The organism is Syntrophobacter fumaroxidans MPOB (genome assembly GCF_000014965.1).
GTDB lineage: Bacteria > Desulfobacterota > Syntrophobacteria > Syntrophobacterales > Syntrophobacteraceae > Syntrophobacter > Syntrophobacter fumaroxidans.
Window position 1 is genome coordinate 3,186,891 of record NC_008554.1, and the last position, 21,813, is coordinate 3,208,703.

Here is a 21,813-nt window from a genome sequence, read left to right on the forward strand (position 1 = left end):
ATCCCTTGCTTCCTTGAGACCTGAATTCCGGGCTGGAATCCTCCAGCCCGCAATCCAATCCTCAATGGTGGAGGTGAACGGGCTCGAACCGATGACCTCCTGCGTGCAAGGCAGGCGCTCTCCCAGCTGAGCTACACCCCCTTCAATCCAAATTCCCCCCTCCGGGGGCTGTCCTGGTGGGCCTAGGAAGAGTTGAACTTCCGACCTCACGCTTATCAGGCGTGCGCTCTAACCGCATCTGAGCTATAGGCCCACGCCTGCTCCCTCGAAACTAAACAGCGGGTTCGGTGCCAAACCTTTCTCGTCCTTAGAAAGGAGGTGATCCAGCCGCAGGTTCCCCTACGGCTACCTTGTTACGACTTCACCCCAATTACCGACCACACCTTGGTACGCTGCCTCTCCGAAAAGTTAGCCCACGCACTTCTGGTACAGCCGACTTTCGTGGTGTGACGGGCGGTGTGTACAAGGCCCGGGAACGTATTCACCGCGGCATGCTGATCCGCGATTACTAGCGATTCCAACTTCACGGAGTCGAGTTGCAGACTCCGATCCGAACTGTGAACGGCTTTTTGGGGTTGGCTCCTCCTCGCGGGCTCGCTTCCCTTTGTACCGCCCATTGTAGTACGTGTGTAGCCCTGGGCATAAAGGCCATGAGGACTTGACGTCATCCCCACCTTCCTCCGGTTTCACACCGGCAGTCCCTTTAGAGTGCCCAACTCAATGATGGCAACTAAAGGCAAGGGTTGCGCTCGTTGCGGGACTTAACCCAACATCTCACGACACGAGCTGACGACAGCCATGCAGCACCTGTCTCCCGGTCCCCCGAAGGGGAAATCCCTGTTTCCAGGGCCGTCCGGGGATGTCAAGCCCAGGTAAGGTTCTTCGCGTTGCGTCGAATTAAACCACATACTCCACCGCTTGTGCGGGCCCCCGTCAATTCCTTTGAGTTTTAGTCTTGCGACCGTAATCCCCAGGCGGAGCACTTAACGCGTTAGCTGCGGCACAGCAGGAATGAGTACCCGCTACACCTAGTGCTCATCGTTTACAGCGTGGACTACCAGGGTATCTAATCCTGTTTGCTCCCCACGCTTTCGCGTCTCAGCGTCAGTAACCGTCCAGAAGGGCGCCTTCGCCACTGGTATTCCTCCCGATCTCTACGAATTTCACCTCTACACCGGGAATTCCCCCTTCCTCTCCAGTACTCAAGTCCGGCAGTTTCCAATGCACTTCCCAGGTTAAGCCCGGGGCTTTCACATCAGACTTGCCAAACCGCCTGCACGCGCTTTACGCCCAGTAATTCCGAATAACGCTCGCACCCTCCGTATTACCGCGGCTGCTGGCACGGAGTTAGCCGGTGCTTCCTCTGGTGGTACCGTCAGCCATGAAGCTTATTCGTCCCCATGGTGTTCTTCCCACCTGACAGGGCTTTACGACCCGAAGGCCTTCTTCACCCACGCGGCGTTGCTGCGTCAGCCTTGCGGCCATTGCGCAAAATTCCTCACTGCTGCCTCCCGTAGGAGTCTGGCCCGTGTTCCAGTGCCAGTGTGGCTGATCATCCTCTCAGACCAGCTACCCGTCGTCGCCTTGGTAGGCCGTTACCCTACCAACCAGCTGATAGGACGCAGGCCCATCCCCGAACATCGGCTTCTCTGAGAGGCCGACTTTCATCGTAGAGCTCCCGCTCCACAATCGTATCCGGTATTAGCAGCACTTTCGCACTGTTATCCCGGTCCCGGGGGTAGGTTACCTACGCGTTACTCACCCGTGCGCCACTTTACTCGCCCATCCGAAGATTAAGGCTTTCTCGTTCGACTTGCATGTGTTAGGCACGCCGCCAGCGTTTATTCTGAGCCAGGATCAAACTCTCCAGTTTATCCCTTAAATCTCTCTCTAGGCCCAGCACCTTACCCACTATTTAGTTTCCAAAGAACAGACTCGTTCCCGCTCAGGGACTTTTCAATCTACACCGTTCAACTTGCATTGTCAAGCGACTTTTTGAAGAACCCAACGTGCAAATCTACACGCCGGATTCCTTCTCGCGGCTCGAAACACCAAGCTCACGCGCGCTTTCCGGAGCAAATCTTTCCCACCTTTAGTAAAATAATCACTCCGGACTGCTCAGTCGACCCCCGGTTCCAACTTCCCAAACCGGCCAGCCACCCCGCTCCCGCGCGGCTCACATTCACCGCGCGTTCCGCGAAAGCCCGCGATATATACCAAAGCCACCCGAGGGTGTCAATCACAAAACGGCTAGTTCATCGCACGAACGCGATGAATTTTCTTCTTGCCCGCCTTCAGCAGGATCCCATCGTGCCTCAGGTGGCTGACTCCGATGCGCAGATCAAATTCCCGCAGACGCATGTCGTTGACATAGGCGCCGCCCTGCTGAATCAAGCGCCGGGCAGCGCTCCGCGATTCGCAAAGCCCCGTTTCGGCGAACAATTCAAACGCCGGAATGCCTTCCTCCAGCCGATGCCTCTCCACATCCGTCGTGGGCACCGCCTGCGTTTCGTCCCGGACATCCCTCGGGATTCCGCTGGACGGCAGCAGATCGGGAGCCAGCCGGCGCCTGCCGAATACGCCGCTTGCCGCCTCGCAGGCAGCCAAGGCATTCTCCCTGCCATGAGTCAGCAAAGTGGCCTCGTAGGCGAGAACGGTTTTCGCCGCATTCAGCTCCTGCCCCTGCAAACCCTCAACCGCCGCGATTTCCAACAGGGGCAGGAACGTGTACAGCTTCAGAAACCTCACCACGTCGCGATCGTCAGTGTTGATCCAGTACTGGTAGTAGTCGAAGGGCGAAGTCCTCGAAGCGCTCAGCCACACGGCACCCGCCGCCGTCTTGCCCATTTTCGCGCCGGAGGCCGTGGTGAGCAGCGGGAAGGTGATCGCGTGGGCCTCCCGGCCGCTCTTGCGCCGAATCAGCTCGATTCCCGCCACGATGTTGCCCCACTGATCATTGCCGCCCATCTGCAGAACGCAGTCGTATTCCTCGGCCAGGTGGTAAAAATCATAGGCCTGCAGCAGCATGTAGTTGAATTCGATGAAGTTCAGTCCGGTTTCCAGCCGCATTTTGTAGCTCTCGGCGGCAAGCATGCGATTGACGCTGAAATGTCGGCCGATGTCCCTCAGAAATTCGATGTAGCGCAAGTCCAAAAGCCAGTCCGCATTGTTGAGCATGAGCGCCTTGCCGTCACCGAATTCCAAGAATCGGGAAAGCTGAGCCTTCAACGCATCCACATTGCCCCTGATTTGCTCCGCGGTGAGCATTCGGCGCATTTCGGTCTTTCCGCTCGGATCTCCCACCAGTCCCGTGCCCCCCCCAACCAATACCAGGGGACGATGCCCGCACCGCTGCATGTGGGCCAGGGCCATGATCGGCACCATACTCCCGATGTGCAAACTGTCCGCTGTGGGATCGAAACCGATGTAGCAACTCGTGGGCCGCCCCAGACGCTCCCTCAGCGCCTCGACGTCCGACGCCTGAGCCACGAACCCTCTTTCGTTCAGAACATCAAAAACGTTTTCCACTCCCGACACCTCATATCGAGGTGCGCTCAAGATTGCACAACACCTGCCCAGCGGGAGGCGACGCGGGCGGGGGTAAACCCCGCCCCTTGCTGCGGGCCGATTGTGCCGGTCAGACGCAGGGAAGGGCTTTATGCACTCCTCTCAATACCGTCATCTTGAACGCAACCTCGTATCAGACTGTTGTTTGCGACCTTTGTACCGGACCGCCGGCCACCTTTACGAAAATGGGCACGGCAAGCAGCCGTGCCCCCTTAAAATGACTCCACTGGAATGGCGTACCCCGCGCGGGCTCTACTTGGCATATTCGACGGCGCGGGTCTCCCGTATCACCGTCACCTTGATCTGGCCCGGATACGTCAGTTCGCCCTCGATCTTCTTGGCGATATCCCGGCTCAACAGCACCACGTCGGCATCGTTGACCTGTCCGCTTTCGACGATGATCCGCAGTTCCCGTCCCGCCTGAATCGCATAGGCCTTGTTGATTCCCGGGAAGGAACCGGCGATTCTCTCCAGGTCCTCAAGCCGTTTCACGTAGGTTTCGAGCAGTTCCTTGCGGGCACCCGGCCGTGCACCGGAAAGAGCGTCGGCCGCCTGGACGAGGATGGCGAGCACATCTTCCGCGGGCACGTCTTCATGGTGAGCCGCAATGGCGTGGATGATCGGGGGCGCCTCGCCGTAGCGCCTGGTCAGATCGGCGCCCAGGGTGGCGTGAGGCCCCTCCATTTCGTGGTCGATGGCCTTGCCGATGTCGTGCAGCAACCCCGCACGCTTCGCCTGTTTCTCGTTGATCCCCAGTTCCGCCGCCATGATGCCGCACAGGAAAGCCACCTCCCGGGAGTGCTGCAGGACGTTCTGCGCGTAACTGGTCCGGTATTTGAGCTTTCCGAGCAGCTTGATCAGTTCGGGATGGATTCCGTGCACTCCCACGTCGAAAGCGGCCTGCTCCCCGGATTCCTTGATCGCATTCTCGATTTCGATGTTCACTTTCTCGACGATCTCTTCGATCCTCGCGGGGTGAATGCGCCCATCGGAAATAAGACGCTCCAGCGAGACCCTGGCCACCTCCCTGCGCACGGGGTTGAACCCCGAAAGGATGACGGCCTCCGGCGTGTCGTCTATGATGAGGTCGACCCCGGTGGACGCCTCGATGGCCCGGATGTTGCGGCCTTCCCGCCCGATGATCCGGCCCTTCATTTCTTCATTGGGCAAATTGACGACGGAAACCGTCTTCTCAGCCACATAGTCGCCCGCATACCGCTGAATCGCCAGCGAAATGATGTTCTTGGCCTTGCGATCCGCGGTTTCGCGTGCTTCGGTTTCGATCTTCTTCACCATCAGGGCCGCGTCATGCCGCGCCTCGTTTTCGATGGCGCGTGCCAGCATTTCCTTGGCCTGCTGGGCGGAAATCCCGGAGAGACTCTCGAGCTTCTTCCGCTGTTCTTCGATCAGCATATGGAGCTCGCGCGTGTTTTCCTCCAATTCCTTCTCCTGCTGCTGCAGGACTTTCTCCCGTTTGCCGATCACCCCCTCACGCTTGTCGAGGGCTTCGGACTTCTTGTCCAGATTTTCCTCCTTCTGGAGAATGCGTTTTTCCAGGTTCTGAAATTCCTTTCGACTCTCCTTGGTCTCCCTTTCAAACTCGGCCTTCATTTGAAAGAGGCTGTCCTTGGCCTGGAGAATCGCCTCCTTCTTGATGGTCTCCGCTTCCTTGCGTGCATCGGTGAGTATATTGCGTGCCTGTTCCTGGAGTTGCCGATTTCGTTTCTCCAACCAGTACTGACGGAGCAGCACTCCGAGCCCGACTCCCGCCAGCAGACCGATCAGGACAAGTAGTATGCCGGACACATAGCCCATAGTATATGATTCCTTTCATCGCAATTGATCCGGAGATATCAATGCGGTCAATTTGATCAGGCGGGTAAACGCGCGCAATCACGCGGCCGGAATGCCCGAAAACCTTCACTCAACCGGCGCGCTCGCCAATCGTCGGGCTCGCCGCACGCATGATCCGTCGAAACAGGCATTCGTCAGGAAGAAAAGCTCAAGATGCAGGATATCCCCGGGTCACCGGTCCGAAGGACCGGAGCCCCGGTTCCACCGGGGTCTTTTCGAGATGGATTTTTTCGGAGAGAGATTGATAAAACAACGCCCCCGCATTGTGCCGTGTTGGACAGCCGGCCTTGAACCGCTGTTCTAAGGTGGGCACTCCGTGGCTCCTTTAGGCTTTCAGTTTCCTGACCTGCACACCGGAGCCAGAGGGAGTTCCCGTTTTTTGTATGTTGGCTCAGGAAGTACACCCAATCACAAACACAGCAGGGGCTGTTCGAAATCATATGGTCAATGCCCCGGACCTCAACCGCCGGGACCTTCTTCTTTCGCCGGCTTCACGCGCCGGCAGGCGTCATCCGTTTCCATACCTCTCAGGTGCTCTTCGTAATCAACTGCCTGATGCCTGTCCGCCGTCTACCCGTTTTTCCCCCTCGCGGCATTGATCTTGCGAAATTATCGAGGCCTGCCCCCAAGCCTTCGAGCAAAGAACCAATTCCCGTCAGTCCTCTCTCCGAGTCCATTGCTCGCGTTGATCTGTGCCAATGAGCCTTTCCCGCTGTCTGTACAAAACATTGAACGCTTCCACACAAAAGCGCATGCCATGCTTCCATGGCCCTGCGGTCGCGCACCCCGGGCTCCTCAACGAAAAATCACGATCATATCGAAGCCCGCGATTTCAATCATATTGTAGCTAGAAAAGCAAAAACAAGTCAAGCCGAATCTCCAGCGCTTCCAGACCCTATTCCACCGTGACGCTCTTGGCCAGGTTGCGCGGCTGATCCACGTCCGTGCCCCGTAGAACCGCGATCTGGTAGGCCAGCAACTGCAGGGGGACGGTGAAAAGCACCGGAGCAAGCCAGGGTGAGCTTTCCGGGATCAGGAAACGGTTTTCCGGCGGGCCAATCCGTTCGTCGGCTTTCCCCTCCACCAGGGCGATCACCTGTCCCCCTCTTGCCTTCACTTCCTGGACATTGCTCAACATCTTTTCGAAAAGCGGCCCCTTCTGCATCAAGACGACCACGGGCATCTGTTCGTCGATCAGGGCGATCGGCCCGTGTTTCATTTCTCCCGCCGCGTAGCCTTCCGCATGGATATATGAGATTTCCTTGAGTTTCAGCGCGCCTTCGAGCGCTATGGGGTAGAGGATGCCGCGGCCGAGGTAGAGGAAATCCCGGCAATTCATGAAACGCCGCGCCAGCCCGGAAAGCTCTTCGCTTCTCGCGAGAATGTCTGAGACTTTCCGCGGCAGCTCGATAAGCTCCTGTATGTAGGCGGACAGTTCCTGCCGATCGAGGCGGCCGGAAGCGACGGCAAAGTAGAGACCGAAGAGGTAGAGGGCCACCAGCTGCGCCGTGAAAGCCTTCGTCGAGGCCACACCGATTTCCGGTCCCGCATGGGTATAGATCACGCCGCCCGCCATCCGCACCAGGCTGCTGCCGACCACGTTGACAATGGCCCGGCAGACCGCGCCCTTCTCCAGGCCTTCCTGCAACGCCGCCCGCGTGTCCGCCGTCTCTCCCGACTGGCTGATCACCACGAGCAGGGTGTCCTGTCCGAGCAGCGGTCCCCTGTACCTGAATTCCGACCCCAGATCGACTTCGACCGGGATTCGGCACATGTTCTCGATCATATATTTCCCGACCATGCAGGCGTGATAGGACGTCCCGCAGGCGATGAGGCAGATCTTGCGGATCCCCGCCACGCCTTTCCCGTCAAGATTCAGGTCGTCCAGCCGAATCTCCCCCCGGTTCAGGTCCACCGCGCTGCGAAAGGTGTCGATGATCGCCTGGGACTGTTCATGGATTTCCTTGAGCATGAAGTGCTTGTATCCGGCCTTCTCGGCCATGATCGGATTCCACTCGATGGTCCTGGGAACCCGCTCCAGCCTCTCCCCTTCAAAGGACTCGATGCTGTAGCCGCTCCTGGACACCGAAACGACGTCACCGTCCTCAAGGTAAATGATTTTCCTGGTATACGGCAGAATAGCCGGCACATCGGACGCCAGGTAATACTCGTTTTCACCCAGTCCCAGGATCAGAGGGCTTTCCTTGCGGGCGGCTATGAGCTGATCCGGGGCTGCCTCGTTGAGGAAAACCACGGCATAACTGCCCCGCAGCTGGCGCAGGGAATCCACGATGGCCTGCTTGTGATCCTTGCCCGAGCGCCATTCCCGCTCGACCAGTTTGACGATGACCTCGGTATCCGTTTCCGACGAAAACCCGAACCCCTCGAGTTGCAGCCGGGACTTGATTTCCGCGTAATTTTCGATGATCCCGTTGTGGACGACCACAAAGGGACCCGATCGGTGCGGATGCGCGTTCTCATCGGACGGCTTGCCGTGTGTCGCCCAGCGGGTATGAGCGATGCCGATGCTTCCGGCGATGGGCCGTTCCCTGAGCCTCCCCTCGAGGACCGCTATTTTCCCGCGGCTCCGCACGATCTCCACGGTTCCGGAGTCCCCTACCATGGCTATCCCCGAGCTGTCGTAGCCCCGATATTCGAGACGCTTGAGACCTTCGATGAGAATGTCCCTTCCGTCCATCGCACCCACATATCCAACTATCCCACACATGGTCGAGCCTCCTGGAGCGTACTGCAAGGGCCGCGAAAACGTGTCCCGGTCGATCGCGCGAAAGCGAAAATCCGGTTGCTCCAATACACCCTGGACCTCCCCCTTCGCCCGGAGGGACGATCAAAGCCGGCAGTTCGAGACAGTCCCGGCTTTGCCGCACACCTCGGCGGTTTAGAAGTCACTCATTATTCACCACCTCGGAAAAAGAGTAAAGAAAAACGAAAAGCCCTCCCTTGGAGGGGGAGGGCTTTTGCGTCACCTGGGGAACGATTGCCGTCAGGTTTTTTCGGCGACTTTCAAGCGGGCGACCGCTCTTTGCAGAGCGGCCTGAGCGCGGGTGAATTCGAGCCGATCCTTGGTTTCGGCAAGACGGCGCTCGGCTCTCTCCCGAGCGGCCTTGGCCCGAATGACATCGATTTCACCGGCCTCTTCGGCGGCGGGTGCGAGGATCGTCACCTGGTCGGGCAGCACTTCGGCATATCCTCCCATGATGGCCACGCACCGCAGGGTCTGGCCAATGCGGTACCGCAGCTCGCCCACCTTCAGTTTCGAAAGAAACGGAATGTGGTGCGGAAGCACACCGAACTCGCCTTCCTGGCCCGGCGCAACCACGATGTCCACCATCTCGCTCAGGACCTTCTTTTCCGGCGTCACAATCTCTAGTTTGATTTTCTCGGCCATATGCTCACCATTCCTCGCGCCTACGCGGCGGACATCTGCTTGGCTTTCTCGAGCACTTCCTCAATGCCCCCCGCCATAAAGAAGGCCTGCTCGGGGATGTCGTCGTGCTTGCCCTCGCAAATTTCCTTGAATCCCCTGACCGTGTCCTCAACTTTCACGTACTTGCCGGCAACGCCTGTGAAAGTCTCAGCCACATGGAACGGCTGGGACAGGAAACGCTGGATTTTCCGGGCGCGTGCCACGGTCAGTTTGTCTTCATCCGACAACTCGTCCATGCCCAGAATCGCGATGATGTCCTGGAGATCCTTGTACTTCTGCAGAATCTGCTGGACTTCGCGCGCCGTGTAGTAATGATCTTCACCGAGTACGTTCGGGTCGAGGATCCGGGACGTCGAATCCAGCGGGTCCACGGCCGGGTAAATCCCGAGCTCGGCGATCTGCCGGGAGAGCACGACGGTTCCGTCGAGGTGGGCAAAGGTCGTTGCCGGAGCGGGGTCGGTCAAGTCGTCGGCGGGCACGTACACGCACTGCACCGAAGTGATCGAACCCTTGGTGGTCGAGGTGATCCGTTCCTGCAGCTCGCCAAGGTCGGTTCCCAGGGTGGGCTGATAACCGACGGCGGACGGCATACGACCCAGCAGAGCCGAGACTTCGGCGCCTGCCTGGGTGAAACGGAAGATGTTGTCGACGAACAACAGCACGTCCTGGCCTTCCACATCCCGGAAGTATTCCGCCACGGTCAGCGCGGAAAGGGCCACGCGGGCGCGGGCTCCGGGAGGCTCCGTCATCTGGCCGTATACCAGGCCGGCACGGGGCAGAACGCCCGAATCCTTCATTTCGTGATAAAGGTCGTTGCCCTCGCGGGTTCGCTCGCCCACGCCGGCAAACACCGAAATACCGCCGTGCTGCATGGCGATATTGTGGATCATCTCCATCATGACGACGGTCTTGCCGACGCCGGCACCGCCGAACATGCCCATTTTCCCGCCGCGGGGGAAGGGCACCAGCAGGTCGATGACCTTTACGCCGGTTTCGAGCACCTTGACCGAGGTGTCCTGCTCCGTGAACGCGGGAGCGGTACGATGGATGGGCATATAGGTGTCCGTGTTGACCGGTCCCAGACCGTCCACGGTCCGACCGACGACGTTGATCACCCGGCCCAGAACGGCCGCGCCGACCGGCATCATGATCGGGTTTCCGGTGTCTTTGACGGGCATCCCGCGCACCAGGCCGTCCGTCAGGTCCATGCCGATGGTGCGCACGACATTGTCACCCAGATGCTGAGCCACCTCGAGCACCAGGTTGTCTTCCTGGTCATTGAGCCCCGGATTGCTCACGAACAGTGCGGTCAGAAGGGGAGGGAGCTTGCCCTCGCCGAACTCGACGTCCACAACGTTTCCGATTACCTGTACGATTTTCCCCAAATTCATGGGCTTATTTCCTCCTTACGGCCCTGAGAGCCGTTACCTGTGCCTATTTCTTCAAGGCTTCCGCACCGCCAACGATGTCCATGAGCTCCTTGGTGATGCCCGCCTGCCTTGCCTTGTTGTACGTGAGGGTCAGAGTCTTCACCAGTTCCTTGCAGTTGCTGGTGGCGTTCTCCATGGCCGCCATGCGCGCCGCGTGCTCGCCCACCGCCGTCTGGTACAGACTCTCCAGAATCTCAATGAACACGTAATTGGGAAGAAGATCGGTCAGCAACGCCTCGTGAGAAGGTTCGAACAAGTATTCGAGACGTCCCTTTTCTTCCGCTTCCGTTTTCTTGGCCGGGGCGATGGGGAGCAGCTTCATCAACGTCGCCTGCTGCCTCACCATGCTCAGAAAACGACTGTAGATGACGTACACCTCGTCACATTCCCCGATTTCGAATTGTTCTATCAGTTCACGGCCCAGAACGGCCGCATCTTCATAACTCGGCTTGTTCAGCAGGCCGGTCATGCGTTTCCGGACCTCGAAAGTGCGCCGTCTGAAATAGTCGCCGCCTTTCCGCCCGACAGCCGTGAGGCGAACCTGGCATCCCTCGGCCTGCTTGGCCTTGAGAAACCGTTCCGCCATCACGATCAGGTTGTTGTTGAAGCTGCCGCAAAGACCTCGATCCGCGGTCACGAGGACAAGCTCGATCTTCTTGACTTCCTCCCTCGGTGTGAGCAGAACGTACTGGCCGGCATCCTCCACCCCTTCCGCCAGCCGTTCGATCACCTCGTTGAACTTCTCGGCGTAAGGATGAAACCGTTCCATGTTCTGCTGAGCGCCGCGCAACTTGGCAGCGGCCACCATGTTCATGGCCTTCGTGATTTGCGAGGTCTTCTTTACGGCGTCGATCTTTCTCTTGATATCCCGCAGGGTTGCCATAATGCACTCTCTTGTCCTAGACGGTTGACTGTGACGCCGTTAAGCCTGAAAAACCCCGGCAAATTCTTCCAGAGCCTTCTTCATCTTACCGTCAAGCTCTTCGCTGATGATCTTCTTCTCTTTGATCTCGCTGAGAATTTCCGGATACTTACGATCAACGAAAGAAAGCATCTCTTTCTCGAATTCCAGCACCTTCTCCACGGGGATGTTGTCGAGGTGTCCCCGGGTACCGGCGTAGAGCGACATGACCTCCCTCTCGGCCGGCATCGGCTGATACTGCGGCTGCTTGAGCAGCTCAGTCATGCGCATGCCGCGGTTGAGCTGGGCCTGCGTGGCCTTGTCGAGGTCGCTTCCGAACTTGGCGAATGCTTCCAGTTCACGGTACTGGGCCAGATCGAGGCGCAGACGACCGGCAACCTGCTTCATGGCCTTGGTCTGAGCGGCGCCGCCGACGCGCGACACGGAAAGACCAACGTTGATGGCGGGACGAACACCGGCAAAGAACAGGTTGGGTTCGAGGTAAATCTGCCCGTCGGTGATGGAAATGACGTTGGTGGGAATGTATGCCGAGACGTCGCCGGCCTGGGTTTCGATGATGGGCAGGGCCGTCAGGGAACCGCCGCCCAGCTCGGCGTTGAGCTTCGCCGCGCGTTCCAGGAGCCGCGAATGGTTGTAGAAAATGTCGCCCGGATACGCTTCACGCGCGGGTGGACGGCGCAGCAGCAGGGACACCTGCCGGTAGGCGGCGGCCTGCTTGGAAAGATCGTCGTAGATGATGAGGGCATGCCGGCCCTTATCCCGATAGTACTCGCCCATGGCGCAGCCGGCGTAAGGCGCGATGTACTGGAGAGCCGCCGGGTCGCTGGCGTTGGCCGCAACCACGATGGTGTAATCCATGGCTCCGTGCTTGCGCAGCGTTTCAACCACCTGGGCCACCGTGGACTTCTTCTGCCCGACCGCGACATAAATGCAGATGATGCCGCTGTCCTTCTGGTTGATGATGGTGTCCACCGCGATGGCCGTCTTGCCGATCTGCCGGTCGCCGATGATCAGCTCCCGCTGACCGCGGCCGACGGGCGTCATCGCATCGATGGCTTTCAGACCCGTGTACATCGGTTCGTTGACCGACTGCCGGGCGATGACGCCTGGAGCGATGACCTCGACACGGGAAAATTCCTTGGCCTCGATCGGCCCCTTGCCGTCGACCGGGTTGCCCACGGAGTCGATGATTCGCCCCAGCACCGCGTCACCCACGGGCACCGAAGCGATCCGCCCCGTCCGCTTGACCTCCGACCCCTCCTTGATGTGAATGTCTTCGCCCATGATGGCGACACCCACGTTGTCCTCTTCCAGGTTGAGGGCCAGGCCGTAAACCACGCCATGTTCCGTAGGGAACTCAAGCAATTCCATCGACATGCATTTCTCGACGCCGTAGACGCGGGCAATTCCGTCACCTACGGAAAGCACGCGCCCGGTCTCGCTGAGTTCAACCTGCTTCTCGTAATCCTTGATCTGCTCTCTGATGATCTGGCTGATTTCTTCTGCTCTGATTTCCATTAACCTAACGCACCCCTCTTCAAAGTTTCCTTAAAATTGAGTAGCTGTCGCTTCACACTGCCATCCAATACAAAATCGCCAATCTGCGCCAGGACCCCCCCTATCAGGCTCGGATCCTTCTGAAACTCGACGACGATTTTCTTACCTGTCATTTTTTCCAGGGTCTTGGCGATCTCCTGGATGACCTTCTCGTCCAGATCGATGGCCGCTTTGACCTGAGCGCGGGCGACGTTGGAGTATTCATCGATAAGTCTGTGATAGTATTGCGCTATTGACTCCAGGTGCTCCACCCGCTTCTTCACGATCAGCAAATTGATGAAGCTGCGCACGATGGGAGTCAGCGCGAGTTGTTCCGCCACCGCGGCAAAAATCGCTTTTCTGGTCGCTTCCGGAAACAAAGGATTGCGAAGGGCGTCCGCCAGCTCTGGAAGCTTCCCCAGGAGCCGAACGAAGTTGTCCAGCTCCTCTCCGTATTGCTCAATCATCCGCCCTTCTTCGGCCAGATTGAACAACGCCTTGGAATAACGTTTCGCAATGATTAGGTTTTTCACTTCGCCTCCACCACCCTTTTCATGAAGTCACGAACCAGGCGATCTTGATCCTTAGCTTTCATGTTCTTGCGCAGTATCTCCTCGGCCGCGGCCACCGAGAGTTCGCTGATCTCCAGTTTGAGCTTCTCCCGGGCGGCCTTGATCTCCTGCTGTATGGCGACGTCGGCCTGCTGCCGGAGGTAATCGGCCTGCTTCTCGGCCGCCTCGATGATCTTCTGCCGCTCGACTTCCCCTTCCGCAATCAACTCGTCGACGATCTTCTTCGTCTCAACCTCGAGCGCAGCCAGTTTCGCCTTGCACTCGGCGTGGTTCTGCTCGGCTTCCTTCTGCTTCAGCTCCAGCTCGGACAGCAACCGCTGGATTTCCGCCTTCCGGGAAGAAAAAAAACCGGCGATCGGCTTCTTGAGCAACTTGAACAGGATGGAAAACGTGATCACGAAAACAAGCGTCCTGGCAAGAAAATCAGACCAGTTCAGGTGGCCTCCTCCATGCTCACCGCCCCCCCCGCTCGCCCAGGCAACCCCCTCCGCTGCAAGGAGCAACCCGGCACCGAGGAGCGGCCATACGAACTTCGCTCTCTCCTTCTTCCCCCTCACACCTGCGTGCATCTAGATACTCCTTCCCAAAATCTTTTGAGCCAACTCAACCGAAAAGGATCGGACCTGAGTCATCAGCTGCTCGCGAGCCTGCCCGATGTCACTCTGCACCTTGGCACGCATCGTCTGCATCCGACCGGCGGCCTGCTCGGTCGCCTGCTGCAGGAGTTCCTTCTCCCGCTCATAGGCCGCCGCTTTCAGATCCTGAATCTTTTGCCGTCCCTCCTTGCGGGCATCCAGAAGCCTGGCGTTGAATTCCTGAACCGACTTCTGCGCATCCGCCTCCAGCCGATCAATACCGGTCTGCCGGTCGTCGACGAACTGCTTCCTCTGGGCGACAATCCGGCGGATGGGACGATAGAGGACGAGATTCATCAGGAAAACAAAGATCAAGAAAGTCACCAGCTGAATGATGAGTGTTACATTGATGCTGATCATTTTTCCCCTTCCCTAGATTCCATGCAGTACACCACTGTGTTCAAAACCAAAACTTTATGTGACCTGCTGCACATGTTGGGCAATTGGGCATTTTCCAGCCAAAAAATGCACAAACCCAAGCATGGCCTCAGTATGGAAGCGTGACATGGCCGACCTGTTAGCACAAGTTTGGAGCCTTGGCAAGAAAAAAGCTAAAAATATCACAAATTGTTCCTGCCCGTTTTCAGGAGCATTTTCAACGGGTTTGAAACACGTAACGGCGCATGCTGACGCTCTCGATGATGCCTATGGCGAAGCACAGAGTGATGAGGGAGGACCCTCCGTAACTGACGAAGGGAAGCGTGATTCCAACCACGGGGAGAAGCCCGATGACCATGCCGATATTGATGAGCGCCTGCCAGAGAATGAGCGCGGTCATTCCCACCACCAGCAGGGCTCCGTAGCGGTCCTTGGACCTGCGCGCCACGCGCAGCGACAGGAATACCAGGAGCCCGAACAGCACCAACAGAACAAGGCACCCCACGAATCCCCATTCCTCGGCCCAGACCGAAAAAATGAAGTCCGTATGTTTCTCCGGAAGAAAATGCAGCTTGTTCTGGGTTCCGTTCAGAAACCCCTTTCCCCAGAGCATCCCCGACCCGATGGCGATTTTCGACTGTCGAATGTGATAGCCTGCCCCCAGCGGATCGAGGTCCGGCCGAAGCAGAATTTCGATCCGCCGCTTCTGATAGGGTTTCAAAACGGTCATCCAGATGGGCATCAGCAGCGGAATCACGCCGATCATCATGGCCAGGATATACTTCCAGCGAATCCCCATGAAGAAGATGACCGTGCCGGAAATGGCCAGGATGCAGATGGCCGTGCCGAGATCGGGTTCCGCAAGGATCAGCAGCACCGGGGCGGCGACAAACGCCAAGGGCGTCAGGAGCTTCTTCAGTGGCGGATACGACGTCATCTCCTGGGTGGAGAAGTAGCTGGCCAGCTGGATGACGATCACGATCTTCATGAGCTCCGACGGCTGGAACTGGAATCCGGCCAGTTCCAGCCAGCGCTTCGACCCGTTGACTTCCTTGCCCACCACCAGGACGGCCGCAAGCAGCACCACCGTTGCGAGGTAGAGCCAGAAGCTCACCGCTTTCAGTTTCTGGTAATCCAGGAAGAGCGTGAAGAACATGACCCCGAACCCGAGCGACAGCCACATGATCTGCTTGATGAACAGGTTGTGGGTGGGGTTGGCCCGGATTTGCGGGTAGAGTGCGCTGTAAACGCTCAGCAGGCCGATGCAGATGATCCCCAGCAACACCCAGATGATCGACCAGTCGAAGTTTTCAATCAGACGTCTGTCCATCATGGAAACGCGATATCCTCAGTGAAGCCGCAGCGCCGGGAGCCCCTGCTCGGCATCATTGACTCGGGGCCGCGGCGGATTCGGATTTCAGGTAAGCGGCGATGACCTTTTGAACGACGGGAGCCGCCGCGGAGGAACCGTGGCCGCCGTGCTCTATGATCGCGGCCACTGAAATCCTGGGGTCGTTCGCCGGCGCATAGCCCACGAACCAGGCGTGGTCCCGGGTCTTGCCCTTGGCCATCCTTTCGAGCAGCTTGCGGTTGGCGCCGTCGGCCACGCCCACTACCTGAGCGGTGCCGGTCTTGCCCGCCATAAGGAAAGACTTGTCCCGTACCGCGTGGGCCGTCCCCCGATCATCCTCCACGACCCCGAGCAGTCCCTTGCGGACCAGGTCGAAGTGTTTCTTGGCGATGGGAATCGTCCGCCGCAGTTTTCCCTTGATCTCATCCGTCTCCACGGGGGTGCTCCCCTCAACGCGCATGACCACGTATGGCTGCCAGAGGTTCCCTCCGTTGGCGACGGCGGCATATCCGACAGCCATCTGGAGCGGGGTGGCCAGGTCGTAGCCCTGCCCGATCGAGATGGACAGAGTCTCCCCCTTCTGCCAGGGAACCCCGATCGCCTGCCGCTTCCACCACGACGTCGGAACGAGGCCCGGATGTTCGCCGTGCAGGCCGATTCCCGTACGTTCCCCCAGGCCGAACATGGAGACATACTGCGCGATGCGGTCGACCCCCAGGCGCATGCCGGTCTGGTAGAAGAACACGTCGCACGATTGGATGAGAGCCCGCTCGACCGCCATTCCCCCATGACCGCGATCCCGCCAGCACCGGTATCTGCGGCCGGCGAACTCGTAATATCCGGGACAGTTGAAGCTGGTCTCGGGCGTGATCACACCTTCCTGCAACCCGGCAAGAGCCATGAACGCCTTGTAGGTCGAACCGGGCGGGTAGGCCGCGCCGCTGCCTCGGTTGAGCAGGGGGTGGTTGGGATTCTTGCTCAGTGCCTGCCATTCCTCTTTTCTCAAACCCCGAACGAACTTCTCCTGGTCGAACGTGGGACTGCAGGCAAACGCCAGGATCGCGCCGGAAGTCGGATCCACCGCGACGATGGCCCCCGCCTTACCCTCCAGGAGGCTCTCCGCCAGCCTCTGCAATTCGATGTCAACCGTCAGCCACAGGTTTCTTCCGGGGATCGGCAGCAACTCGTCCAAAAGCCGAATTCTTCTGCCGATGGCGTCCACCTCCATCTGGCGGCCGCCTCTCTTCCCGTGCAGGAATCTCTCGAATGCGCTCTCCACTCCGAACTTGCCGACATCTTCGCCCTGCACGTAACCCTGGTAGCTCTCCTGCTTCAAATCGCTCTCCGTGATCTCGCTCAGATACCCGATAAGGTGCGCCGCCGTACCGTTCCATCGGTACTCGCGCTTGGGCTCGAGCTGGATCACGACCCCGGGAAGCCTGATCCGCTGGGCCTCCACCCGCGCCAGGGCATCACGGTCCAGATCCGCGGCCAACCGGATCGGCAGAAATTTCGGCGTGGTGCGGTTGGCCTCCAGAACGGCGAACAGCTCGTCCGGGGTGCGACCGAGGAGGCGGGCCAGTTCCCTGACGGTCCCATCCAGGTCCTGGACGTCTTCCCTGATGAGCAGCACGTGATAGGCGGGGCGGTTCTCCACCAACGGCACGCCGTTCTTGTCGAAAATGATCCCACGCGGCGCCGAGATGTCCTCCAGCCGAATACGGTTATTCTCCGACTGGTAGCGATAGGTGGCGCCCTGCAGAACCTGGAGGCTCCACATGCGCGCCATGTAGACCAGCAGAATGAGGAACATCACGCCGGCCACAATGATGTACTGCTTCTGAAAGGAAGCCGTTTCGGCCATCTCCCAGTTCAGCAGCTGCAGGTTATCGGCTTTCTTCTTTTTCACATTCATGAGACGACGATACCATGGTTCTATTTTCGTCACGTTGTGCCCGTCCCGGGAGAAACGCATGCCGCCCTCCCCGGGCTCAACGCAGCATCTTCTTGAGGCTCCATACGGGGTAAATCACAAACGGCGTCAATACGGTCATCAGCGCCGAGCGAATCAACAGGCTTGTCCAAACCGAGGCCGAGGCAAGGAAGGTGAGCGGTTCGAAAGACATGTACAGCCCCAGCGCCGCCGACTGTCCCAGAGCGCATAATCCCGCCATGGACATCTGGTAGATCGGATTTTCGAAACCGATTCTGTCCGCCGCGATATTGACCATGCAGATGGCCACTGCGTATGAGCCCACGTGCAGACCCCAGAACCCTCCCGAGAGCACGTCCACCGCAAAACCCCAAAAGCACGCCCAGAGCAGGCTCGGCACCGGCGGCCATTCCGCCGCCACACCGAACATCAGCGGCAGGAGAACATCCGCCCGCAGCGCGGGGTAGGGCAGCCGCGCAAAGAAGCCGGCCTGGAGGAGCAGCAGGAACAACGTGTAGATGAACATCTCGAGGATGTAAACATACTGGATGCTGTTTCTGGAACGCACGGGAGCATTCATTGCGGGATCGATCTCTTTCCGGTTATACGATAATCCGGCACGCACACGCCCCGGTTTTCACGGAGAATCCCCTGGCGATGCGGGGGAAAGCGCCGGTCGTTTTCCCCATCGGTTCCACCGGCAAAAAGGCCCGCGTCCGACCGGAGCGCCGCGCAGCCGAAGCCGCACCGAGCGCGCAACGCGCTCCGATCATCTTCGGGAATGCGGACCTCCCCGCGCGGCCTCAATTGCCCATGACGTCGTCAGGTGCATTCGCCTCGCGCTTCATGATCAGTACTTCCTCGAGCGCATTCAGGCGCACCAGCGGCTTGACCTCGATTTTCTGAAACAAGTCCACGGGATCCTTGAAAATTCCCTGGACAACGCCCAGGCGGAGCCCCTTCGGGTAAACCCCGTCCTTGCCCGACGTGATGATCAGGTCCCCCACCTGCACGTCCACATTGCCGCGCACGTATTTCAGGATGCAGCTGTTGGCATCCTTCCCGCTCAAAACCCCCCGTACCCGGTTGCGCTGAATGACCGCATCCACCGAGCTTCCCGGGTCCGTGATGAGCAATATGCGCGAATACCTGTCCGACACGTCCAGTATGCGACCGACAACGCCTTCATCATTCACCACGGGCATGTCGGACGTGATCCTGTCCCTGAAACCCTTGTCCACCATCACGGTCTGAAACCATCCGGTCAGATCGTGCAGGGCCACCCTCGCGGCAACGGTGTCGACATGGATGCTGCTCTTGAAATCGAGCAGGCGCCTGAGGCGAAGGTTTTCGATGTAGGCTTCCTGGTAGTCGGTCAGTTTCTGTTCGGTGGCGGCCAACTGCCGTCGCAGGAGCGCGTTTTCGGAACGAAGATTCCTCAGCCACACATATTCCTTGACCAGATCTTCGAAGAAGGAAGCGATCCTGCCCACGGATTTTATAGGCGGAACGAGCGTCTCAACCACAAAGCGCTGCAGAACGTCCATTTTCTCGGGCGGGCGAAAGTTCAGAGAGAAAATGTAGAGGAAGACACTCAGAAACACAAGAATCAATAATGCGCCTCGCAACCGGCGCAACCACTCGGTCATGATGCCAAGGCCTCAGCAAACAGTAAGCGCCCGCGGGATGCACACGATGCCTGAACCGGCCACGTTGTACCGGAACGATGCGAGAGTGTGTTTCAGGCTGTACGAAAAACCGCCGGATCAGCCGGTTCTAGGCAAAAACGTCCTTGAGAACGTCGATTTCCTCCAGGGCCTTGCCGGAACCCAGCACGACCGTGGAAAGGGGATCCTCGCTGATGATGATCGGGAGACCGGTCTCCAGTCTCAACAAATGATCCAGGTTCTTGAGCAGAGCACCGCCCCCCGTCAGAACGATCCCCCGGTCCACGATGTCTGCGGCCAGTTCGGGGGGAGTCTGCTCGAGCGCGATTTTTATGGTTTCCAGGATGGAATCGATCTGCTCCTGGACAGATTCACGAACCTCGTCGGAATTGATTTCAACCGTCTTGGGGATACCGCTGACCAGGTCCCGCCCTTTGATGGTCATGGTCTCGGTCTGGCCGAGCGGGTAAGCGTTGCCGATGGTCGTCTTGATGATCTCCGCGGTGCGTTCCCCGATCAAGAGGTTGTACTTGCGCTTGATGTGCTGGAGGATGGCCAGGTCCATCTTGTCCCCGCCCACCCGCACGGAGCGGCTGTAGACGATTCCGGCCAGGGAGATCACGGCGACCTCGGTGGTGCCGCCGCCGATGTCCACGACCATGTTGCACACCGGTTCGGTGATCGGCAGTCCGGCGCCGATGGCCGCCGCCATGGGTTCCTCGATCAGGTAGACGTCCCGGGCCCCCGCCGATTCCGCCGACTCCCTGACGGCCCGTTTCTCCACCTGGGTCACTCCGGAAGGAATGCAGACGATGATCCGGGGCCTGACCAGGTTGCGACGATTGTGCACTTTTCTAATAAAATATCTGAGCATCGCCTCGGCGACTTCGAAGTCCGCAATGACTCCGTCTTTCATGGGCCTGATGGCGACGATATTTCCAGGAGTCTTTCCGAGCATCATCTTGGCATCTTTTCCGACAGCCACCACGCGATTGGCGCCTCTTTCGTCCTTTCGAACTGCAACCACCGAGGGTTCCGTGAGCACAATCCCCTTCCCTCGCACATACACGAGGGTATTGGCCGTTCCGAGGTCTATGGCCAGATCGTTGGAAAACCAGCCCAGTATACGGTTCACAAACATTGGCGCCCCTTCTCCTTTCGAGTGAAAATTCGATCAAAGGTTCCATCTCATAGCACGTGATCGCATTATCTTCAATCATTAAGAGCGAACCGGCCAATCGAGGTGCACTCACCCTGTGAGATTTCCGGAATCGCAGGGTTCGGGAAGGGCCGGCCGCCCGGATCAGCAATGACGACGGCTTTCATGCTTCGCCGCAGGCCTATTGCCCACGGTGGGTTCGCGAGAAAGAAGGAAAGGATGTCCCGAGGCTTTTCCCAGCCGCCCATCACCAACGACCGCCCGAAAGCATCCCGCTTTTCATGATCGAGCGGTTCCGCCATGCCAAAGGCTTTCATGCCGCCCGCAGGAGCCCGGTCGCCCGATCCTCCCATGGGATGCGGGAACATCGACGTCCCCCGGCGCCCTTTTGGTTCTTGACAAAAGCAAAAGTATTGCATTATTCATTTACTTTTGCGTTCAAGCGCGTCCTTGAGGGCTCGAAACCGCCACCGGATGTTTCCGGAAGGCATGGCCGGGCGCCGCATTTTGCACGTGTACAACAAGGATCGTCCTCCGTCGAGGATTGGCAAAGGATTTTTTTATGAGCAAGAAAACTTTTCAGCCCAGCAATGTCAAAAGAAAACGCACTCACGGCTTTCTCGAAAGGATGTCGACCAGGGCCGGCCGCGAAATCGTGAGGAGGCGCCGGGCCAGGGGCCGTAAACGCCTGTCGGTTTAGCATTCCCCCGGGGCAATACTCATTCGGAAAAACGATTAGGGTGAGGAAGCATCTTGAGGGGCTCCAGTCGTTTCCGGCCGCACGAAAAGCTCAGGGCCTCCGATGATTACCAGCGAGTGAAGCGATCCGGCCGCAGGGTTCGCACGGCCCATTTCGGCGTGAACTTCGCGGCCAACGATCTTCCTCACCACCGCCTCGGGCTGGTCGTACAGAAACGTTACTGGAACGCCGTGGGCAGAAATCGCATCAAAAGACGCATTCGTGAATGGTTTCGCCTCAACAAGACGCGCATTCCCGCTCCGTACCGGGACATCGTGGTGGTTGCCCGGCCCGGAGCGGAGAAGCTTTCTTCGCTGGACGTGACGAAGGAACTCCTCGCAATCTTTTTGCACAAGGATGGCCGGATTCGATGATCCGATCGATTTTTCTGGGCTTGATCCGTTTCTACCAAATCGTTCTATCACCCCTCAAAGGCCCCCGTTGCAGGTTCCTGCCGACATGTTCCCAATATGCTTATGAAGCCATCGAGCGCTACGGCATTTGGAGGGGCCTGTTCCTTGGAGGGAAGCGGCTTCTGCGATGCCACCCGTTCCATGCCGGCGGCTACGACCCGGTCCCGAGGCCGTCCGCGAACAACCACCCGTCCCGATAACACGGAGAA

At 58.7% G+C, this 21,813-nt stretch carries 19 protein-coding genes, 2 tRNA genes, 1 rRNA gene and 1 other RNA gene; 3 read left to right on the forward strand and 20 right to left on the reverse strand.

Annotated features, from left to right (window positions below; all coding sequences use genetic code 11):
• Positions 1-65 precede the first annotated feature (65 nt).
• The 20 genes from SFUM_RS13355 to SFUM_RS13450 all read right to left on the reverse strand — a co-directional run bounded on the left by SFUM_RS13355 (position 66) and on the right by SFUM_RS13450 (position 20,820).
• A tRNA-Ala gene (locus SFUM_RS13355) sits at positions 66-141 on the reverse strand.
• Positions 142-174: 33 nt separating this feature from the next.
• Positions 175-253 (reverse strand) — tRNA-Ile (locus SFUM_RS13360).
• 58 nt (positions 254-311) lie between these two features.
• Positions 312-1,873, reverse strand: a 16S ribosomal RNA gene (locus SFUM_RS13365).
• 377 nt (positions 1,874-2,250) lie between these two features.
• Positions 2,251-3,528: a tyrosine--tRNA ligase gene (gene tyrS, locus SFUM_RS13370; RefSeq protein ID WP_041440539.1), complete on the reverse strand. Its 1,278-nt coding sequence runs from the start codon at positions 3,526-3,528 to the stop codon at positions 2,251-2,253.
• A gap of 291 nt (positions 3,529-3,819) precedes the next feature.
• Entirely contained in the window at positions 3,820-5,382 is a 1,563-nt protein-coding gene (gene rny, locus SFUM_RS13375; RefSeq protein ID WP_011699424.1) for a ribonuclease Y, read from the reverse strand.
• A gap of 290 nt (positions 5,383-5,672) precedes the next feature.
• Positions 5,673-5,850, reverse strand: a non-coding RNA gene (gene ssrS, locus SFUM_RS22565) — 6S RNA.
• A gap of 466 nt (positions 5,851-6,316) precedes the next feature.
• Complete coding sequence (gene glmS / locus SFUM_RS13385; protein WP_011699426.1) at positions 6,317-8,149, reverse strand: glutamine--fructose-6-phosphate transaminase (isomerizing); 1,833 nt, start codon at positions 8,147-8,149, stop codon at positions 6,317-6,319.
• 276 nt (positions 8,150-8,425) lie between these two features.
• Positions 8,426-8,830, reverse strand: coding sequence for a F0F1 ATP synthase subunit epsilon (locus SFUM_RS13390; RefSeq protein ID WP_011699427.1), 405 nt, complete (start codon positions 8,828-8,830; stop codon positions 8,426-8,428).
• A gap of 20 nt (positions 8,831-8,850) precedes the next feature.
• Complete coding sequence (gene atpD / locus SFUM_RS13395) at positions 8,851-10,260, reverse strand: F0F1 ATP synthase subunit beta (protein ID WP_011699428.1); 1,410 nt, start codon at positions 10,258-10,260, stop codon at positions 8,851-8,853.
• Positions 10,261-10,303: 43 nt separating this feature from the next.
• Entirely contained in the window at positions 10,304-11,182 is an 879-nt protein-coding gene (gene atpG / locus SFUM_RS13400) for an ATP synthase F1 subunit gamma (RefSeq protein ID WP_011699429.1), read from the reverse strand.
• A gap of 39 nt (positions 11,183-11,221) precedes the next feature.
• On the reverse strand, positions 11,222-12,739 hold the full coding sequence (atpA, locus tag SFUM_RS13405; protein ID WP_011699430.1) for a F0F1 ATP synthase subunit alpha: 1,518 nt from the start codon (positions 12,737-12,739) through the stop codon (positions 11,222-11,224).
• On the reverse strand, positions 12,739-13,290 hold the full coding sequence (gene atpH, locus SFUM_RS13410) for an ATP synthase F1 subunit delta (RefSeq protein WP_011699431.1): 552 nt from the start codon (positions 13,288-13,290) through the stop codon (positions 12,739-12,741). Before atpH ends, atpA begins: the two co-directional genes overlap by 1 nt.
• On the reverse strand, positions 13,287-13,898 hold the full coding sequence (locus SFUM_RS13415; RefSeq protein ID WP_011699432.1) for a F0F1 ATP synthase subunit B: 612 nt from the start codon (positions 13,896-13,898) through the stop codon (positions 13,287-13,289). Before SFUM_RS13415 ends, atpH begins: the two co-directional genes overlap by 4 nt.
• On the reverse strand, positions 13,899-14,324 hold the full coding sequence (locus SFUM_RS13420; RefSeq protein WP_011699433.1) for a F0F1 ATP synthase subunit B: 426 nt from the start codon (positions 14,322-14,324) through the stop codon (positions 13,899-13,901).
• Positions 14,325-14,559: 235 nt separating this feature from the next.
• Positions 14,560-15,675: a rod shape-determining protein RodA gene (gene rodA, locus SFUM_RS13425; RefSeq protein ID WP_011699434.1), complete on the reverse strand. Its 1,116-nt coding sequence runs from the start codon at positions 15,673-15,675 to the stop codon at positions 14,560-14,562.
• A 52-nt stretch (positions 15,676-15,727) separates the two neighbouring features.
• A complete protein-coding gene (gene mrdA, locus SFUM_RS13430; protein WP_011699435.1) occupies positions 15,728-17,668 on the reverse strand; it encodes a penicillin-binding protein 2 in 1,941 nt (646 codons plus the stop codon).
• A 16-nt stretch (positions 17,669-17,684) separates the two neighbouring features.
• A complete protein-coding gene (locus SFUM_RS13435) occupies positions 17,685-18,206 on the reverse strand; it encodes a hypothetical protein (protein WP_011699436.1) in 522 nt (173 codons plus the stop codon).
• A 223-nt stretch (positions 18,207-18,429) separates the two neighbouring features.
• Complete coding sequence (gene mreC / locus SFUM_RS13440; protein WP_011699437.1) at positions 18,430-19,275, reverse strand: rod shape-determining protein MreC; 846 nt, start codon at positions 19,273-19,275, stop codon at positions 18,430-18,432.
• A gap of 127 nt (positions 19,276-19,402) precedes the next feature.
• Positions 19,403-20,434: a rod shape-determining protein gene (locus SFUM_RS13445; RefSeq protein WP_011699438.1), complete on the reverse strand. Its 1,032-nt coding sequence runs from the start codon at positions 20,432-20,434 to the stop codon at positions 19,403-19,405.
• 71 nt (positions 20,435-20,505) lie between these two features.
• Positions 20,506-20,820, reverse strand: coding sequence for a hypothetical protein (locus SFUM_RS13450; protein ID WP_041440543.1), 315 nt, complete (start codon positions 20,818-20,820; stop codon positions 20,506-20,508).
• 194 nt (positions 20,821-21,014) lie between these two features.
• On the opposite strand from SFUM_RS13450, the gene rpmH reads away from it, so the two are divergent.
• Genes rpmH through yidD form a run of 3 tightly spaced genes read left to right on the forward strand, consistent with a single transcriptional unit; the run spans position 21,015 to position 21,804 of the window.
• Positions 21,015-21,152: a 50S ribosomal protein L34 gene (gene rpmH, locus SFUM_RS13455; RefSeq protein ID WP_011699440.1), complete on the forward strand. Its 138-nt coding sequence runs from the start codon at positions 21,015-21,017 to the stop codon at positions 21,150-21,152.
• Between the two features lie 53 nt (positions 21,153-21,205).
• Positions 21,206-21,565: a ribonuclease P protein component gene (gene rnpA / locus SFUM_RS13460; RefSeq protein ID WP_011699441.1), complete on the forward strand. Its 360-nt coding sequence runs from the start codon at positions 21,206-21,208 to the stop codon at positions 21,563-21,565.
• Entirely contained in the window at positions 21,562-21,804 is a 243-nt protein-coding gene (gene yidD, locus SFUM_RS13465; protein WP_011699442.1) for a membrane protein insertion efficiency factor YidD, read from the forward strand. Before rnpA ends, yidD begins: the two co-directional genes overlap by 4 nt.
• The last annotated feature ends 9 nt before the right edge of the window (positions 21,805-21,813 follow it).

Bases quoted from the DNA above. Each gene is read 5' to 3' on its own strand.
- rny (WP_011699424.1), bottom strand. From the start codon at position 5,382: ATGGGCTATGTGTCCGGCATACTACTTGTCCTGATCGGTCTGCTGGCG.
- glmS (WP_011699426.1), bottom strand. From the start codon at position 8,149: ATGTGTGGGATAGTTGGATATGTGGGTGCGATGGACGGAAGGGACATT.
- SFUM_RS13390 (WP_011699427.1), bottom strand. From the start codon at position 8,830: ATGGCCGAGAAAATCAAACTAGAGATTGTGACGCCGGAAAAGAAGGTC.
- atpD (WP_011699428.1), bottom strand. From the start codon at position 10,260: ATGAATTTGGGGAAAATCGTACAGGTAATCGGAAACGTTGTGGACGTC.
- atpG (WP_011699429.1), bottom strand. From the start codon at position 11,182: ATGGCAACCCTGCGGGATATCAAGAGAAAGATCGACGCCGTAAAGAAG.
- atpA (WP_011699430.1), bottom strand. From the start codon at position 12,739: ATGGAAATCAGAGCAGAAGAAATCAGCCAGATCATCAGAGAGCAGATC.
- SFUM_RS13415 (WP_011699432.1), bottom strand. From the start codon at position 13,898: ATGCACGCAGGTGTGAGGGGGAAGAAGGAGAGAGCGAAGTTCGTATGG.
- SFUM_RS13420 (WP_011699433.1), bottom strand. From the start codon at position 14,324: ATGATCAGCATCAATGTAACACTCATCATTCAGCTGGTGACTTTCTTG.
- rodA (WP_011699434.1), bottom strand. From the start codon at position 15,675: ATGATGGACAGACGTCTGATTGAAAACTTCGACTGGTCGATCATCTGG.
- mrdA (WP_011699435.1), bottom strand. From the start codon at position 17,668: ATGCGTTTCTCCCGGGACGGGCACAACGTGACGAAAATAGAACCATGG.
- SFUM_RS13435 (WP_011699436.1), bottom strand. From the start codon at position 18,206: ATGAATGCTCCCGTGCGTTCCAGAAACAGCATCCAGTATGTTTACATC.
- mreC (WP_011699437.1), bottom strand. From the start codon at position 19,275: ATGACCGAGTGGTTGCGCCGGTTGCGAGGCGCATTATTGATTCTTGTG.
- SFUM_RS13445 (WP_011699438.1), bottom strand. From the start codon at position 20,434: ATGTTTGTGAACCGTATACTGGGCTGGTTTTCCAACGATCTGGCCATA.
- SFUM_RS13450 (WP_041440543.1), bottom strand. From the start codon at position 20,820: ATGTTCCCGCATCCCATGGGAGGATCGGGCGACCGGGCTCCTGCGGGC.
- rpmH (WP_011699440.1), top strand. From the start codon at position 21,015: ATGAGCAAGAAAACTTTTCAGCCCAGCAATGTCAAAAGAAAACGCACT.
- yidD (WP_011699442.1), top strand. From the start codon at position 21,562: ATGATCCGATCGATTTTTCTGGGCTTGATCCGTTTCTACCAAATCGTT.